We start from the raw sequence: 15,584 nt of genomic DNA on the forward strand, positions 1-15,584 counted from the left end.
CGAGCTCAGTCGGCCGCGACCTGCTCGCGGATGAACGTGACTATGCCGCCCCACATTCGTTCACGGCCCGGTTGCAGGTTGTGGAAGTGATACGAACCCGGCAATAGAGCCGTCGTCACGTGTGGCGCCTCGTTATAGAGATCAGCCTCGGCCCGCGCGTCGAGCAGAGTGTCGAATTCCCCATAGCCGAGATAAACCGGCACCCGCACTTTTCGCGAGGCCTCCACCAGATGGCCGGGAGTGTTGTTGTCACCCGTTGCGGGCTGGACAATCGGGGTCTTGACCGACATGTTCGCATCGATGAGCGCTTGGTCGGCGTCGAACCCCAAGTTGGTTACGACGATCCGCGCCCGTCGGCCTGGCGTGCCAAGTGCTCGGATCGAGCCGTCCTCATAGACGACTGCGAGCTGCGTGCTGCTCCACCCGAGTAACACCAGCGCCTCGAAATCATGGTTTCGATCCTGCTGGACGATCGTCATGCCCGCGCCGAAGGAATGTCCCATCCCGACGAATGGCAGGTCAGCGAAAGCCTCCTCCTTGCGGGCCAGGGCAACCGCTTCGGACATGTGATCGGCCAGCCGATCAGCTGTCGTCAGACTCTCGTCGTCAGGACGGGTGCTCTCACCTGCCCCGAGGTGGTCCGCCGTCACCACGGCGACGCCGCGCCGCGCGAGATGCCGTGCCACGCTGTAGCTCTCACGGGGAGCACCCGCGACTTCGAAGTCCCAGAAGTCGCGAGTGCAGCCACCGCCGGCCAGCCCCCAGGCCACCGCGACAGGTGGCGAACCACTCGGCAGGTAATGAGTGGTTGCGATCAGCGAGCCGTCGCTGGTCGAGTAGACGTGCTGGCTCACCTCGACCGAATCCGTCAGCGGGGCAAGCTCGTGCGCGGTCAGGCCGGCCGAACCGAAAGTCATCCCGTTCCCATCCGTCCGCCTGTCCTGCGCTATCGCGCCGTCCGCCTCAGTTGCGCCGCCAGCACCGTCGCTCAGCCATCAGGCTGTATCAGTCCCGGGGATCGCCAGCAATCGATTCGGTCGTGAACCGCATGACGCCGTTGTAGGTATCAGCCGGGTCGGCCAGCATGGTTGTGTCATCGGAGTCGAGGATCTTGATGTTCTTGGTGGCGAGATACTCCCGCGTCTGGTCGAGATCGGTGACCTGCCAGGTGACGGCATGACACATGTCCCCGTTCGCGGCCAGATCGCGTCCGGCGATGGAGTTCTCCTCCAATGGCTGGGCCAACTCGACCACGGTGTCATCGCCCACGGCGACATAAACGTTGCGAGTCATCGTGAGATCTGAGCTGTTCTCGCCGATCTTGGTGCCGCCGATACCCGAGGTGAAGACGGCGGTTGCTCGCTCGAGATCCTTCACCACGACGGTCGTGTAAGCCAGCCGGCGCAAGCCGAGCGGGTGGTTCAGCCAGGCGAGGGCGTCGAAGTCTGGGTCGAACCGGTAGTCCACCGGCATGATGTGCGGGTAGAACTCGAGCTGGGTGTGGGTGTCCCTGGGGTGGGTGAAGAGCGAGCCGTCGGTGGGCCGGGTCGGCAGTGGCACACCACCGTCGGTTACAACCCGAATGTTTTGTGCCTGCATGCTCTCCCAGAGCGGACCCACGTCGTCGACGTACCAAGCGAGTGAATGCCAGTGTCGGCCGAACCTGTTGAAGAAGCGTCCAACCGGCATGAGCTCAGCGCCCTCAACCTTGCTGGCGGCCATCGGCTCGATGATTGCGTCACCGATCACGATCAGCGAGGCATCTCGCTTCTCGATCTCGGAGTACCCACCGTCCATGATTCCGCGGCGGGGAGCGAAGACATCGTCATACCAGGCATCCAAGGGTGCGAGATCCTCGGAAACGTGAATGATGTGGAACAACCGGCCAATCTTGAACGGCATCGATTTTTCCCTTCTGTACGAGCATGATCATGGTCGTTGAAGGGCGCCATCTGCGCATCGTTGTCGATGCGCGTTTCAGACCGAAAGTTGCCAATTCTCGTCAGCGTCCTCGTTCTGCAGTATGCCGACGAGGCGGCCTGCGCGGAAGCATCTCCTGCTCCAAGCGACCAGGTTCACACGTTGGAAATGTCGCGACGTCACAGTCGTGCCCTCACGCAGGCCAGGCTTGCGCCGTCCACCGATTGGGGGACACCGAGATCACCCTGTCGTTGGGGCTATCGGCGGACAGGTGACGGCGGAGTTCGGGACGAGAGTTAGCGACATCAGATGAAGCCCCGAGAGAAAGCCGCACCCGATGTCCGTCTACGAACTGATCGCCATCCTCGCCCTTACCGGCTACGCCGTCTACAAGCAGACTCGCACCCACGAAATCACCGGGCACAACCGGTTCAAGCTTGCCGCGATCTACGTCGTCGTCGGCATCGTGCTCGGTGTTCACGTGGCGCACACGCCCGCCTCGCTCGTCCTGCTCGCGGTGAGCTTGCTCGCAAGCCTCGCGGTTGGACTCATCCGCGGCCGGCACAGCCGGATGTGGCTCGATGCAACCGGTCGCGTCTTCTCCCGCGGTACAGCCTTCACAGTCGGAATCTTCCTGGCCTTGATCGCCTTCAAATTCCTGCTGGGCACCTTCGCCTACTTCGAGCACATCTCCTACAGCGGTGGGATGGGCGAGATTCTCCTGATGATCGGTGTCATGGTCGGTGTACAGGCCGAAATCATCTGGCGCCGGGCCCAGGCTCTGGGTGCGAACACCCCGAACGAGACCGCCGCCCAGACCACGGAGACCGCAGGCGTTATCAACTGAACGATCTTGTCCTGACGACGCTGCACGCTGACGCCCCGGGCACTGACCTCATGAGGAGGTCAGTGCCCGGACTCGTTCGTCCTGTAGTAGTCGTCTTGTAGTGGGCCCTGTAGTGGTCGTCTTGTAGTAGGCATCGCCTAGTGTTGGCACTCATGCAGATCGGTGTCGTCTTTCCCCAAACCGAGATCGGGCCGGATGTGGCGGCGGTGCGCGCCTACGGCGAGCGGGTCGAACAGCTCGGCTACCGTCACTTGCTCGCCTATGACCACGTCGTCGGGGCTGATCCGGAGGTCCACCGAGGATGGGACGGCCCGTACGACGTTCGCACGACCTTCCATGAACCGCTGGTGCTGTTCGGCTATCTGGCGGCGCTGACCTCGCTCGAGTTGGTCACCGGCATCATCATTCTCGGCCAGCGCCAGACCGCACTCGTCGCCAAACAGGCCGCCGAGGTGGACCTGCTAACCGGCGGCCATTTTCGACTGGGCGTTGGGCTCGGTTGGAACGCGGTCGAATACGAGGCGCTCGGAAAAGACTTCGGCACCCGCGGTCGGCGCGCGAACGAGCAGGTGGAGCTGATGCGCCGTTTGTGGACCGAACAGAGCGTGACCTTCGAAGGCGCGGACGAGCGGGTCACCGGGGCCGGAATAGCACCGCTTCCGATTCAGCGTCCGATCCCGGTGTGGTTCGGCGCACAGTCGGCCCCGGCCCTTCGGCGGGCTGGTCGGCTCGGCGATGGCTGGTTCCCTCAAGTACAGCCAGGCCCGAAGTTGGACGAGGCACGCGGCGTCGTCGAGGGGGCAGCGGTTGAGGCCGGCCGGGACCCCAGCGGGCTGGGCATGGAAGGCAGGGTGAACTGGCGGGGCGACCTCAGCAAACTGATCGACCAGACCGATCGCTGGAAGAGCGTCGGCGCCACTCACCTGTCGGTCAACACGATGGGCGCCGGACTCGACACTGTGGACGACCACCTGGATGTCCTTGCACTGATCGCCGCCGAAATCGGGGTAATCGACGCCGCTGCCCCGTAGCCGTCGGCCGAGTCCACAGCGGCGGCGGCAGCGGCAGCCCGAACAGCAGAGCAAAACAGCAGCGATGGACGACGCATCGGTCGACTCGGTGACGCCCATGCCTTGAGGATGATGCACCCAAACGACGTAACGGCCATCGTCCGTGCGTGAGCAACATCGCCATCACCTTTCTCGTCCTGGGACTCGTGGTGGTGTTGTTCATCTGGAACCGCTTCCCCGTAGAGCTCGTCGCGCTCGGCTCCGGCCTCGCGCTCTATGGCGCCGGGGTCATCAACCTCAACGCCGCAATCTCCGGGTTCGGCGACCCGACGGTGGTGTTCATCGCGGCGCTGTTCGTGGTGAGCGAGGGGTTGGACGCCGGTGGTGTGGTGGCCTGGATCGGTCGGGAACTCGTGGCGCGAGGCAGCAGCGATCCACGGCGACTTCTGGTCGCGACCCTCGTCCTGGTAGCGGTGCTGACCGCGTTCATCACGCCGAATGGTTCGGTCGCGGCGTTGATGCCGGTGGTCGTTCGGCGAGCCGCTAGTGCTCGCAACGATCGTGATTGTCTACTTCTTCGGCAACCGCCTGTTGCCCGAGCGCAAACCGCGAGTGCTGACACCTGATTTCAGCGACCACGCGCAGGCGCTTGTCGAGCAGTACCTGCGCCAGGAACGCACGTTTCAGCTTCGGATACGGCCTACTTCGCCCTGGGTCGGCATGGCACCTGCCGACGTCGACCTCAGCGGCTACCCACAGATGCGGGTGCTCGGTGTCCGGCCGGACGGGACCGGCGGTTACGTGCACCAGGACGTGTTAGCCGTCGACGACGCTGTGGTTGTCTATGGCGACTCCGCCGAGGTCGGGCGGCTAGCACGCGCCAACGAACTCGACGGCTGGCATCAGGACGAAGCCTCATCGCTGTTCACCGGTGAGGGAGGTGTCGCAGAGGTCGTGATTCCCCCTCGTAACCGGCGACACCTTGCTACTAGAAGGTAGCTGGCAGGCCTTTGCCGACAATCTCGGTGATCCCGATGTGCTCGTGGTCGATTCGCCAGAGCTCGTCCGACGCCAGGTTGTTCCAATGGGTATCTCGTGGACGACGGTGATTCTGATCGGCGGCATCATTCCGCTCTCGACCGCGATGCGCGAGACCGGGGCAGCAGACAAGCTCGCGAAGTTGCTCGTCGACGTGGTTGGCGGGGGTAGTCCGCATTTGCTGTTGCTCGGGCTCTGTGTGCTGACTGGTGTGTTGGGCCAGCTGATCAGCAACACCGCGACCGCGTTGATCGTGATTCCGATTGCGATTTCCGCCGCTGCGGATTCGGGGGTCTCGGCGCGGCCGCTGCTGATGGCCGTCAATGTCGCTGCTGCCGCGGCGTTCCTGACGCCGGTCGCGACACCTGCCAACATGATGGTGATGGAACCGGGCGGCTACCGCTTCAGCGACTACTGGAAGCTCGGGTTGCCGATGATGCTGTTGTTTCTGGCGGTGGCTACGCTGCTGGTGCCGGTTTTCTTCCCGTTCTGATGTCTACGTTCGAAGCTGACGTCTGCGTCTGAGGAGCGTCATGGACCCGATCACTGCCGCGCTGCAAGCGATTCATGGCGAGCTGGCCGGCTGTGACGAAGGTTCACTGGCTGACTACATCCCGCAGCTGTCGCTTGCCGACCCGTCCCGATTTGGCCTGGCGGTCGTAAGTCTGGGCGGTCAGGTTTACGCCGCCGGCGATGCGTATGAGCCCTTCACCATCCAGTCCGTCTCGAAGCCCTTCGTCTATGCACTCGCGCTCGCTGAACACGGCTTGGACCGGATCCTCATGCAGGTCGGTGCCGAGCCCAGCGGCGAGGCGTTCAACGCGATCAGCATCGACCCTGCGGGCCGGCCGGCAAATCCGATGATCAATGCGGGCGCCATCGTCGCCACCTCACTAGTCGGCACCTCACTAGTCGGAACCGACGACCCGGCCAAGCGTTTCGACCACATCCATGCCGGCCTTTCGGCCTTTGCCGGGCGCGAGTTGGAAGTCGATGAGGATACCTACGCCTCTGAACGCAGAACCGGTGATCGCAATCGGGCGCTGGCATATCTGATGCGCGCAGCGGGGTCACTGACGGCCGAAGTGGACGAGGCTGTGAACACCTATTTCAGGCAGTGCTCCGTTCTGGTCACGACCGTCGACATCGCGGTCATGGCCGCCACGCTCGCCAACGGCGGCGTGAATCCCCGCACTGGCGAACGAGTGATCGGCGAGCGTGAGGCCGGGCTGACTCTGACGGTGATGGCCACCTGCGGTATGTATGACTATTCCGGTGAATGGCTGGTACGGGCAGGCGTGCCGGCGAAGAGTGGGGTCTCGGGCGGTCTAATCGCCGCGAGCCCAGCCCAATTCGGGATCGGCCTGTACAGCCCGCTGGTGGACGAGCGTGGCAACAGCGTCCGCGGGGTGCGCGCAGTGCAGCGCATCAGCGAGACCTTCGAACTGGATCTCACCCGCCATCCCGGGCTGACTTCGCCGGTGGTCTCGCTTCGCACTGAGGTCACATCCGCTGTTGTTATCCGTGCGCTGCAGGGCGAACTCGACTTCGCAGCAGCCGAGGTCGTGCTCATCGAGCTCCTAGGGCTGACACCGCCGCAGGTACGCGCGCTGGTGTTGGACCTGAGTTCGGTAACCCACGCTTGGCCCGTCGCAGTGCGCCTGCTGGCCGCCGCCATCGCCGCGCTGACGGAGCAAGGCGTACTGGTTGCCGCCGTCGGGGATGCGTTACCAGAGCTGGCCGAAGTCCGACGGTTCGAACAGCGGTCCGACGCCGTCAGTTGGTGCCTCGACGTTTAGCTGGTCTGAAGATCGCCTCACCCGGTTCGAATGATGACAGCCCCATTTGGCCCATGACAGCTTTTCAACGACCAACCCGCACCGGGTAGCTGCATGGAGGCAAAACAGATGCCTGCCGTACCGAGTGATCCAACCCCGTCTTTGCGTCGGCGGGCAACCGTAATGGTGTCAACCGAGCGGGGTGACGTCGATGCCTTCGCAATAGCCGTCGATACCGACCACGACGTGCCGGCCGAATTGGGCGCCGATCGTCAAGCCCTGCAACGGTCTGGGTTCCGCGGCCTGGTCGGGCAGGCACTGTGCATTCCAAGATCTGACGGAGCTTGCACGGTTGCCGTTGGTGTGGGCTCCCGCGCGCAGTTCGACACCGCCGCGCTGCGAAACGCCGCTGCGGCCTTCGCCAGCGCAGTCCCCGAGGACACTCGGCTTGCCTTTACGGTTCCGACCCTTGCCAACGGTTCGCCCAACGAGGCCGCCGCCGCGATCGTCGAAGGCGTTCTGCTCAGCCGCTACAGCTTCAACCTTCGCGGCCACAGCGAGCCGCCGGCCGAGGTTTCGGAATTGCAGTTGCTCACAGATGATCAGTCCTCGGCCCTGGTGCAGGCAGGGGCAACCCGAGGTCACGTCGTCGCGGACGCAACCAGGTTGTGCCGCGACCTGGCGAACTCCCCCGGTAGCCTTCTGACGGCTGCGGTGTTGGCCGACACGGCTGTCGAGGTTGCAGGAACCAGCGGACTCGAGGTGGAGGTTTTCGACCGGGCAGCGCTGCTCGAACTCGGTTGCGGCGGCTTGCTTGGGGTCAATCGCGGCAGCGCCGACGAGCCCCGGATGGTACGGCTGCGCTATCGGCCGGAGAACCCTTCGGGCCACCTCACGCTCGTGGGCAAGGGAATCATGTATGACTCGGGCGGCATCAGCCTCAAACCGAGCGATGCCGTGCACGCCACGATGAAAAACGATATGACTGGCGCCGCGGCCGTCCTGGCGGCTATGACGACACTGGACGCGCTCAACTGCCGGGTCGCGGTCACCGGCTACCTCATGTGTACCGACAACATGCCCTCCGGCAGCGCATTGAAACTGGGCGATGTCATCACGATGCGCGGGGGTCGCACGGTTGAGGTCTTGAATACCGATGCCGAGGGACGGCTGGTGATGGCTGATGCCCTTGTACTGGCGGCCGAAGAGCCCACCGATGCGATTGTTGACATCGCCACCTTGACCGGCGCCTGCCTTCGTACCTTCGGGACCGAGATCGCCGGTGTGCTGGGCAACAATCAAGCGTTGGTAGATCAGCTCAAGATCTCAGCGGAGATCACCGACGAGCCGGTGTGGCAGCTACCACTGACCTATCGATATCGAAACCAACTGGATTCGCCGGTTGCCGACCTCAGCAACATGGGCGGTATCAACGCCGGCACGATCACCGCAGCGCTCTTCCTGGCCGAGTTCGTCGGAGACCGGCCGTGGGCTCACATCGACATCGCCGGCACTGCACAGGCCGATTTCCCGTACGGCTGGGTGAATCAGGGCGCAACCGGTAGTGGTACGCGACTTCTCATCGACCTGGCCATGAACTTCGTCGCCGTAGCCAGCTGAGCTGTTCACCGCGGGCCCTGAGACTTCAGCACGGAAGGACCTGACATGGCCGAAAGTACCGACCTGACTGCCGACAGCGAAGACGCTGGCGATGTCGCGTCCAAGCGCGGGATTGTCCAGAAGATGCTCGATGGTATCGAGGTCCTCGGCAACAAGGTGCCCCACCCCGCGATCATCTTCTTGTACCTGTGCGGCCTGGTGATCGTCCTTTCCCAGATCCTGTATCTGTTCAACGTCCACGCCAAGATCGAATCCACCACGCCTATCGGTGTGGAGCCCGATAACGTCTATCCAGGTGGTAGTTCGGTGTTGCCGCCGGGCGCTGAACACGTCGGCGATTATCACACGCACACCGAGATCGTCCGGATCGAAGGCCTACTCACGGTCAAAGGTCTACGGTTCATCTTCACCTCCGCCGTCACGAACTTCACGAGCTTTGGCGTGGTCGGTGTCATTCTCGTCGCCATGATCGGTGTCGGGGTCGCCGAAGAGGCTGGCCTTATCGCCGCGCTCATCCGAAAGCTCGTGAAGGTAGCACCGCGACCTACGATCACTTTCATCATCGTGCTGCTGGGCATCATCTCGAGCATCGCTTCTGATGCTGGCTATCTGGTACTCATTCCGTTGGGTGCGGCCGCCTTCGTCTCGCTCGGCCGACATCCGTTGGCGGGCCTGGCCGCAGCCTTCGCCGGCGTCGGTGGTGCCTTCGGGGTCAACGTGCTCATCACCCCGGTCGACGCGATGATCACCGAGATCACGAATCAGGCTATCCACACAGTGAATCCGAACGAGTCGATCGATCTGACCGCGAACCTGTACTTCTCGATCGTATCGACGTTCTTCCTCGCGTTCTTGATCACCATCGTGACGACTCGAATCGTCGAACCTCGCCTCGGCAAGTATGAGGGAACGAAGGATGTGCAGGCCGAGGTGCCGATCGACCCGGCCGATGAGTCGAGGGGACTGCGCTATGCACTCTGGGGGTTGCTGGCCACTCTCGCCGCGCTGGTGGCCCTGACCGCCCCATCGGGCGCACCGCTGCGAAACCCGGAAACTGGTGCCATCATCGGTGATTCACCCTTGATGGAAAGCCTCATCTTCATCATCTCGATCATCTTCTTGGTCGTCGGGCTGTGTTACGGCGTCGGTGCCCGAACGATGCGCGGCAGCGTTCCCGCGGTTGCGGCGGTGGTGAAGACCTACTCCGGCCTGTCCGGAATGATCTTCATGTTGTTGATCATCAGCCAGTTCCTGGCGTACTTCAACTACAGCAACATGGCGCAGATCGCGGCGGTGAAGTTGGCCGACGCCTTGGAGCGGGCAAACATCGGGGCGATCTGGTTGCTCATTCTGCTGATCATGGTCACGTTCTTGCTGGACCTGATCATCCCTGGCGTCGTACCGAAGTGGGCTATCCTGGCGCCGATCTTCATACCGCTCATGATCCGCCTCGGGGTTGCCCCGCAGACCGTCCTCGCCGCCTACCGTGTGGGCGACTCGCCCTTCAACGTGGTTACACCGCTGATGGTCTATCTCGCCGTGATCGTGGTCTTCGCACAGAAATATCGGAAGGACGCCGGTATCGGGACCGTCGTCTCCCTGATGATTCCCTACGCCGTGATCATCGCCATCGGTTGGTTGATCTTCTTCGTGATCTGGTACTTCCTCGGCATTCCGCTTGGACCTGGCTACCCGGTCAAGGTGTAGTCGCCGACTGTCCGTTGCCTGGTGTCCGTCGGCGGCCTGCTCTATGCTTCTGGCAGTCGAGTGTCACTACTTTGCCCGGCGACGTGACCTGCTGAAATTGCCGGTTGGCGCCGGACACCCAGGAGGTCCAGTGAACCGTTCGCTGCAGGGCGCCGCGGTCGTCGGCATCGGCCGCACCCAATATCAGAGATCGTCCGGACGGACCACGCTGTCGATGGCCGCCGAGGCTGCGCGTAACGCCTTGGCCGACTGCGGGTTGACTGCGGCCGACGTTGACGGGTTCACCTGCTTCGGTACGGGCGACTCGTCCGGCCCTAGCCAGGTGGCGCACGCGATCGGAGTCGACAACCTCGGCTGGAGCCTGAGCGTGGCGGGGGGTGGCAACATCGTCACCAGCACTGTCGCTGGTGCTGCCACCGCCATCATTTCGGGTCAGGCCGACGTTGTTGTCGTGTACCGGGTGCTTGGCTCGAACACCCGCTACGGCAAGGCGTTCGGCCGGGTCGAGGTCGGCGGCGAAGCCCAATTCGCCGCGCCCCAGGGGTATCTGGTGCCGCCCCAGTGGTTTGCGATGTTCTGCCGCCGTCATCAGTACGAATACGGCTCGACGTCGGAGGACCTGGGCGCGATCGCCGTGCAAGAGCGAGCGCACGCCTCGAACAACCCGCATGCGGTGGGACGCAACCCGATAACTATTGAGGACTACCTCAACAGCCGCTGGATCAACGAGCCTTTCCGGCTGTTCGACTGCTGCTATGAGGTCGATGGAGCAGTCGCGATCGTAGTGACTTCTGCAGAGCGCGCTGCCGATCTGCCGCACAAGCCGGTGTATCTGCTCGGTGCCGCCGATGGCAACCGGTTCGGCGGCTCGGTCGATCAGTGGGACGACATGACGTCGATGTTCTCCCGCGACACCGCACCGAAACTCTGGTCGCGCACCGGACTGAGCGCGGCTGATATCGACGTGGCCTGCATGTATGACTGCTTCACCTTTACCGTGATGGCAACCTTTGAGGACTTCGGCTTCTGCGAAAAGGGCGAAGTCGGCGACTACTTTCGAGCCGGGCGTGCGACCTATGGGGGCGACGTCGTGGTCAACCCGCACGGCGGGTTGCTGTCCGAGGGCTACATCCATGGCATGAACCATCACTACGAGGCTGTTCTGCAGTTACGTGGCGAGGCCGGCGATCGTCAGGTCGCTGATGCCGAAACTGCGCTCGTGACCTCCGGCGCGGGCCCCTACGGTGGGGCTCTTGTCTATGGGACGTCCCCGCTGTGACGCCGACGATGTCGATACCGCCGCAGCCGGCGCCCGATGCCGATACCGCGCCTTTCTGGCAGGCGACGGCCGCGGGCCACCTGGCGATGTGTCGCTGTCAGGCGTGCGGTTTGTGGCTGCAACCGCCGCTGGAACGGTGTCGCGCCTGCGCCGGTCCGACGTCCTTCGAGGACGTGGCCGGAACCGGAACTGTGTACACCTTCATCGTTCAGCGCCAAGCGGTTGCGCCCGGTTACGTCGAGAGCGTGCCGTACGTCGTCGGCCTCATCGAATTGGATGAGCAGAAAGGTCTGCGGCTACCAGGTCGAATCGTTGGCCTCGAGCCTGAACGGGTTTCGTGCGGCATGCGGGTACGGGCACAGCTTGTCGACCTGCCCGGTGGCGACTTCAAGGTCCCGGTGTTCGCGCCCCTTGACGCCTGAAGCCGAACCCAGCCAACGCGTCGACGGCCGCAGCGAACACAAGAGCCAGACCCGTCAGTCGCTGATCGACGCGGCGCTGGAGCTGTTCGCAGCGAAGGGATACGACGCCACGTCGACCGAAGAGATTGCTGAACGGGCCGGCGTTTCACCGCGGACCTTCTTCAGGTATTTCGAGACCAAGGACCGGGTGTTGTTCTTCGGTGGGGATGCCTTCAATTCAGCAATTGTGCGCGAGCTGCCTCGACAACCGTTCGAACTTGACGACTTCGCCGCACTCGAGGCCACGATCATCTCGCTGTGCCCGCTGGTCGTACCGCTGAAGAAGCGCATCTCGCTTTATTTCCGCGCATTGCAGACCTCGACCGCGCTGGTGGGTCAACATGCTCAGGACAGCGCGAAGCACAACACAGCCGTCGCTCAGGCGCTTGCCGCCCGGAGATCTCTTGCCCAGGCTGACGAGAGGTGTCAGGTGACGGCCAGCCTTGCGGGTCTGGCGATGGATCGCGCGTACCAGAGCTGGTTACAGTCCAAGGGCGATCTCACGGAGGTCACAGCACAGAGCTTCGAACTCATTCGTGGCATCGTCGCCGGCGAGAGGACTGTGCGGTTGGCACATCGCAAGCTGGTGTGATCGCCGGCCTACAGCAGGGCGGCCGCGAGGCGTCGCCACTGCGTTCGCGGCATGTCATTCGGCTCGCTGGTCAGCACTTGTACGCAGATGTGGTCGGCACCCGCAGCACGATGCTCGTCCACTCTGCGCCCGATTGTGTCCTCGTCTCCCCAGGCGATCACGGCGCTGAACAGCCGGTCGCTCACCGACGTCAGATCGTCGGGCGAGAAGCCGAGTCGCAGGAGGCTGTTCGCGTAGTTCGGAAGCGAGAGGTATTGACGCAGCCAGGCGTCACCGATGGAACGTGCTTCCTCCATTCCGGAACAGAGAATCACCGTCTGTTCTGGCAAGACGAGCGCGTCGGCGCCTACCGCCTGACGAGCCAGTGCAGTGTGCTCCGGTGTCACGAGGTATGGATGCACTCCCCGCGACCGCAGTCGTGCCATCTCCAGCATCTTCGGACCAAGCGCCGCTAGCACTCGGCTCGATGCGGGCACCGGCTTGTCCGCCTGGTCGAGTCCATCGAGGAACGTTGCCATGGCGGCAAGCGGTCGCTGGTACCGGCCGGGCTCGTCTCTGTCGATGAGCGGGGCGTGGCTGACGCCGATACCCAGCAAGAACCGATCACCGTGCGCCGCCGACAGTTCGGCATACGCCGCCGCGGTTGCCTCGGGCGAATTCATCCAGAGATTCAGGATGCCGGTTGCGACCACCATCTGGTCTGTCGCGGCGAGCAGATGGGCGACGGCGGCGAACACCGCACCGCCGGTGTCCGGAATCCACACCGCGGAAAAGCCGAGCTCTTCCAACTCCGCAGCCGCTTCAGCTGACTCGCTCCGATCACCGAAACGAAGCTGGTGACTCCAGATACCTATACCCGACAGATCCATATGAATTTCCTCCCGGCAAGCACTGTAGCGGCTGCGCTTCGCGATCCGGCTTGGCTCGAGGGCTTTGGAGGGTCAGGATTTCGTTTGGCGTTTCGGGACGGCCCTCGGCGGTTGGCCACAACCGTCGGTCAAGCGGAACAACGTCCGCTCGAGCGTCGGCAGGATTTCGGTGATGGCGATCTCGCCGTCGGTGAAGCGGCCCATGAGGGCGTAGACCATGTTCCACAAGATGAGGCCGACGTCTGCCATCCATTCAGGGTCGGCATCGCCCAAGATCGCGTGGCTGATCGGCTCGACAGCAGATCGACCTTGCGCGACGAGCTGATCGGCGCCGGGGTTCGACCTCGCACGGTGATAGGCATGCAGCATGCGGGGATGCCGTTCCCACGGTTCGAAGATTGTGCGGTAGACGCGCATCAAGCCGTCGAACACCGGCTCGTCGCGTTGGGTGAATTTCAGGCCGGCGTAGCGATTGTCGTCCATCCACCGTGCAATCGCGGCGACCATGAGCTCATCTCGGGTCCCGTACCGCTTATAGATGGTGCTCAGTGACACGTGCGCTTCGCTCGCGATATCGCGAAGCTGCACTGCGTCGTAACCCTTGGTTTCGATGAGCTGCACCACAGCATCGAGAATCGCGTCGTGAGAATTTTGATCAGGGCTGGTGCCCGCCGGTGCCACTCGTCCTAGCGCTAGGTTTGCCGCGGTCATCTTCGTTGATTTGCTCCTTGCCGCCCCCAGTGACGCTGTTACTAGACGCCGTTATTACCACGCGCGGGGCCAGCCGATCTCGGCTGGCCCCGCGCGGTACGCCTCAGACCGGAAGGGCCCTGGAAGTCGGGTCGACACCCATGAGCTTGGCGAGATTGCCGCCCATGACCTTGGCCTTGTCGGCTTCGGGCAACTCGTCGATCTCGTCTACGAAGGTGACCGGGTCGAACAATCCTTCGGGGTGCGGGTAATCGGAGCCGAATACGACATTGTCCGCGCCGACGAGCTCGACGATGCCCATCACGTCTTCTTCGAAGAAGGGGTGAATGAAGATCGAGCGGTGGAACGCCACTAATGGGTCCTCGTCGAAGATGTTGGGCGACCGGGCATACAGCTTCTGGAACTGCTTCAACGCGGTCGGAACCCACTGGCTGCCGTTTTCGATCGGCATGAATCGAATGTCCGGGAACCGGGTTGCCAGGCCGTGGCCGATGATCGAGTAGATCGTGTCGCGAATGTTGCGGTATTCGCTGTTCACCAGCGCTGAGAAGGCACTCGGACGGCCGCCGAAGGGCAGGAACTCACCGGTGTGGCCTTCCCATTCATTCAGGAAGCGCTGCGCACCGTCGTCGGAGGAATGCATGCCGACCAGCACGCCAGACTCCTGGACCTTCTTCCAGAACGGGTCGTACTCGGGCAACGCCATCGAGCGGCGACGGCTTCCGAAGTCCGGTACCGGGGCCGGCCGGATCAGGACGGCCCGAGCCCCGCGCTCGACGACGTAGTCAAGCTCGCGGATCGCCTCGTCGACGATCGACAGATTGATGACGGGCGTCGGGAAAATGCGGTTCTCGAAGTTGTAGGTCCAGTGCTCGTGCATCCATTCGTTGAGCGCGTGCACCACCACGGCGGTTGCCTTCGGGTCGTCGGCAAGTCGCTCCTCCAGCAAACTGGCCAGTGTCGGCCACATCATCGCCCGGTCGACGTTTTGCGAGTCCAGGAGCACGAGACGCTCTTCGGGGTTGAAAAACGCCGGTTCGGCTTCGATGTAGCGGGGCGGCGGCAACAGCTCCTTGTCGCCAGGCTTCGACTTGTGCTTCGACGAAGGGTTCTTGAGCCGGAACTCCAACTCTTGGGCACCGGGAGGCGCGACCTTGTTGAAGGTCGGGTTCGGAATGTATTCGCTGATGACGTTGCGCAGCGCAATCTTCGTCCGGCCGTTCACCTGTACGTACTTCACCAATCCCGCATACTCTGGCGGCAGATACTTGGTGAACGCATCCGTCGTCTCATACATGTGGTTGTCGGCATCAAACACCGGGTAATCCAGAAGTCTGGACACAGGAGCCTCTCTCTCGGTGGTGGAGTCTTTGGGTGGTCTGGAGTTTCGGTCGATTGGAGTTTCGGTTCGTCTCGAGTTTCGGTTCGTCTGGAGTTTCGGTCGTTAACAGAACGGCGTTCAGCCGCTGCTGGGGCCGGTCTCAGCGATTGCGACGGGGTGGGGCGCCGTCCGCTGACTCTGGGTAAGAGAACGGCACACTTCGGCTAGCGAATGCGACTCTGCCGTCTACTCGTCCCACGTGACATTCCTTTCGGCACATGCACCGCAGGTTGACCATCGCTTGGTTTGCGTCGATCGTAACAGCGTTACTGGCATCGGCAAGGGCCACTTTTTCTCGCCGAGGCGGCCGCAATCCATGGCCCCTAGGAATCAGGTATAGCCGACACTCAAGTCTCTAGGCCGAACCTGTG

Annotated in this window: 15 protein-coding genes and 1 pseudogene; 11 read left to right on the forward strand and 5 right to left on the reverse strand. The window is 63.0% G+C overall.

Annotated elements, in window-relative coordinates; all coding sequences use genetic code 11:
• Positions 1-5: 5 nt before the first annotated feature.
• Positions 6-917 (reverse strand): alpha/beta fold hydrolase, encoded by a 912-nt coding sequence (locus ACSMXN_RS21650; protein WP_022914540.1) that lies wholly within the window; start codon positions 915-917, stop codon positions 6-8.
• Positions 918-1,005: 88 nt separating this feature from the next.
• A complete protein-coding gene (locus tag ACSMXN_RS21655) occupies positions 1,006-1,902 on the reverse strand; it encodes a VOC family protein (RefSeq protein ID WP_022914541.1) in 897 nt (298 codons plus the stop codon).
• Between the two features lie 355 nt (positions 1,903-2,257).
• Between ACSMXN_RS21655 and ACSMXN_RS21660 the strand changes: the two genes are divergently transcribed.
• The 11 genes and pseudogenes from ACSMXN_RS21660 (at position 2,258) to ACSMXN_RS21710 (ending at position 12,252) form a co-directional block, all read left to right on the forward strand.
• Entirely contained in the window at positions 2,258-2,767 is a 510-nt protein-coding gene (locus tag ACSMXN_RS21660) for a hypothetical protein (RefSeq protein WP_022914542.1), read from the forward strand.
• 152 nt (positions 2,768-2,919) lie between these two features.
• Positions 2,920-3,798 carry an LLM class F420-dependent oxidoreductase gene (locus ACSMXN_RS21665; RefSeq protein WP_027139738.1) on the forward strand — a complete coding sequence of 293 codons (879 nt, stop codon included), beginning with the start codon at positions 2,920-2,922 and terminating at the stop codon, positions 3,796-3,798.
• 146 nt (positions 3,799-3,944) lie between these two features.
• Positions 3,945-4,403, forward strand: a complete 459-nt coding sequence (locus tag ACSMXN_RS21670) for an SLC13 family permease (protein ID WP_027139739.1) — start codon at positions 3,945-3,947, stop codon at positions 4,401-4,403.
• Positions 4,390-4,776: a hypothetical protein gene (locus ACSMXN_RS21675; RefSeq protein ID WP_027139740.1), complete on the forward strand. Its 387-nt coding sequence runs from the start codon at positions 4,390-4,392 to the stop codon at positions 4,774-4,776. The genes ACSMXN_RS21670 and ACSMXN_RS21675 overlap by 14 nt, the downstream gene beginning before the upstream one ends.
• Positions 4,742-5,308: pseudogene (locus ACSMXN_RS21680) on the forward strand (SLC13 family permease); the annotation flags it as partial. The gene ACSMXN_RS21675 and the pseudogene ACSMXN_RS21680, both read left to right, overlap by 35 nt.
• Before the next feature lie 40 nt (positions 5,309-5,348).
• Complete coding sequence (glsA, locus tag ACSMXN_RS21685; RefSeq protein WP_022914544.1) at positions 5,349-6,614, forward strand: glutaminase A; 1,266 nt, start codon at positions 5,349-5,351, stop codon at positions 6,612-6,614.
• A 108-nt stretch (positions 6,615-6,722) separates the two neighbouring features.
• A complete protein-coding gene (locus tag ACSMXN_RS21690) occupies positions 6,723-8,213 on the forward strand; it encodes a leucyl aminopeptidase (RefSeq protein WP_081649253.1) in 1,491 nt (496 codons plus the stop codon).
• A gap of 45 nt (positions 8,214-8,258) precedes the next feature.
• Complete coding sequence (locus ACSMXN_RS21695) at positions 8,259-9,920, forward strand: AbgT family transporter (RefSeq protein ID WP_022914546.1); 1,662 nt, start codon at positions 8,259-8,261, stop codon at positions 9,918-9,920.
• Between the two features lie 214 nt (positions 9,921-10,134).
• Positions 10,135-11,199 carry a thiolase C-terminal domain-containing protein gene (locus tag ACSMXN_RS21700; protein ID WP_035944317.1) on the forward strand — a complete coding sequence of 355 codons (1,065 nt, stop codon included), beginning with the start codon at positions 10,135-10,137 and terminating at the stop codon, positions 11,197-11,199.
• On the forward strand, positions 11,196-11,621 hold the full coding sequence (locus ACSMXN_RS21705) for an OB-fold domain-containing protein (RefSeq protein WP_022914548.1): 426 nt from the start codon (positions 11,196-11,198) through the stop codon (positions 11,619-11,621). The genes ACSMXN_RS21700 and ACSMXN_RS21705 overlap by 4 nt, the downstream gene beginning before the upstream one ends.
• Positions 11,611-12,252 (forward strand): TetR family transcriptional regulator, encoded by a 642-nt coding sequence (locus ACSMXN_RS21710; protein WP_022914549.1) that lies wholly within the window; start codon positions 11,611-11,613, stop codon positions 12,250-12,252. The genes ACSMXN_RS21705 and ACSMXN_RS21710 overlap by 11 nt, the downstream gene beginning before the upstream one ends.
• Before the next feature lie 8 nt (positions 12,253-12,260).
• On the opposite strand, the gene ACSMXN_RS21715 is transcribed toward ACSMXN_RS21710, so the two are convergent.
• From ACSMXN_RS21715 to ACSMXN_RS21725, 3 genes are all read right to left on the reverse strand, one after another.
• Positions 12,261-13,121 carry an LLM class F420-dependent oxidoreductase gene (locus ACSMXN_RS21715; protein WP_022914550.1) on the reverse strand — a complete coding sequence of 287 codons (861 nt, stop codon included), beginning with the start codon at positions 13,119-13,121 and terminating at the stop codon, positions 12,261-12,263.
• A gap of 72 nt (positions 13,122-13,193) precedes the next feature.
• Positions 13,194-13,832: a TetR family transcriptional regulator gene (locus ACSMXN_RS21720; RefSeq protein WP_081649245.1), complete on the reverse strand. Its 639-nt coding sequence runs from the start codon at positions 13,830-13,832 to the stop codon at positions 13,194-13,196.
• 103 nt (positions 13,833-13,935) lie between these two features.
• Positions 13,936-15,129 (reverse strand): amidohydrolase family protein, encoded by a 1,194-nt coding sequence (locus ACSMXN_RS21725; protein ID WP_051148976.1) that lies wholly within the window; start codon positions 15,127-15,129, stop codon positions 13,936-13,938.
• Between the last annotated feature and the right edge of the window lie 455 nt (positions 15,130-15,584).

The organism is Parajatrophihabitans canadensis (assembly GCF_053764775.1).

Bases quoted from the DNA above. Each gene is read 5' to 3' on its own strand.
- ACSMXN_RS21700 (WP_035944317.1), top strand. From the start codon at position 10,135: ATGGCCGCCGAGGCTGCGCGTAACGCCTTGGCCGACTGCGGGTTGACT.
- ACSMXN_RS21695 (WP_022914546.1), top strand. From the start codon at position 8,259: ATGGCCGAAAGTACCGACCTGACTGCCGACAGCGAAGACGCTGGCGAT.
- glsA (WP_022914544.1), top strand. From the start codon at position 5,349: ATGGACCCGATCACTGCCGCGCTGCAAGCGATTCATGGCGAGCTGGCC.
- ACSMXN_RS21655 (WP_022914541.1), bottom strand. From the start codon at position 1,902: ATGCCGTTCAAGATTGGCCGGTTGTTCCACATCATTCACGTTTCCGAG.
- ACSMXN_RS21665 (WP_027139738.1), top strand. From the start codon at position 2,920: ATGCAGATCGGTGTCGTCTTTCCCCAAACCGAGATCGGGCCGGATGTG.
- ACSMXN_RS21715 (WP_022914550.1), bottom strand. From the start codon at position 13,121: ATGGATCTGTCGGGTATAGGTATCTGGAGTCACCAGCTTCGTTTCGGT.
- ACSMXN_RS21720 (WP_081649245.1), bottom strand. From the start codon at position 13,832: ATGACCGCGGCAAACCTAGCGCTAGGACGAGTGGCACCGGCGGGCACC.
- ACSMXN_RS21650 (WP_022914540.1), bottom strand. From the start codon at position 917: ATGACTTTCGGTTCGGCCGGCCTGACCGCGCACGAGCTTGCCCCGCTG.
- ACSMXN_RS21690 (WP_081649253.1), top strand. From the start codon at position 6,723: ATGCCTGCCGTACCGAGTGATCCAACCCCGTCTTTGCGTCGGCGGGCA.
- ACSMXN_RS21725 (WP_051148976.1), bottom strand. From the start codon at position 15,129: ATGTATGAGACGACGGATGCGTTCACCAAGTATCTGCCGCCAGAGTAT.
- ACSMXN_RS21660 (WP_022914542.1), top strand. From the start codon at position 2,258: ATGTCCGTCTACGAACTGATCGCCATCCTCGCCCTTACCGGCTACGCC.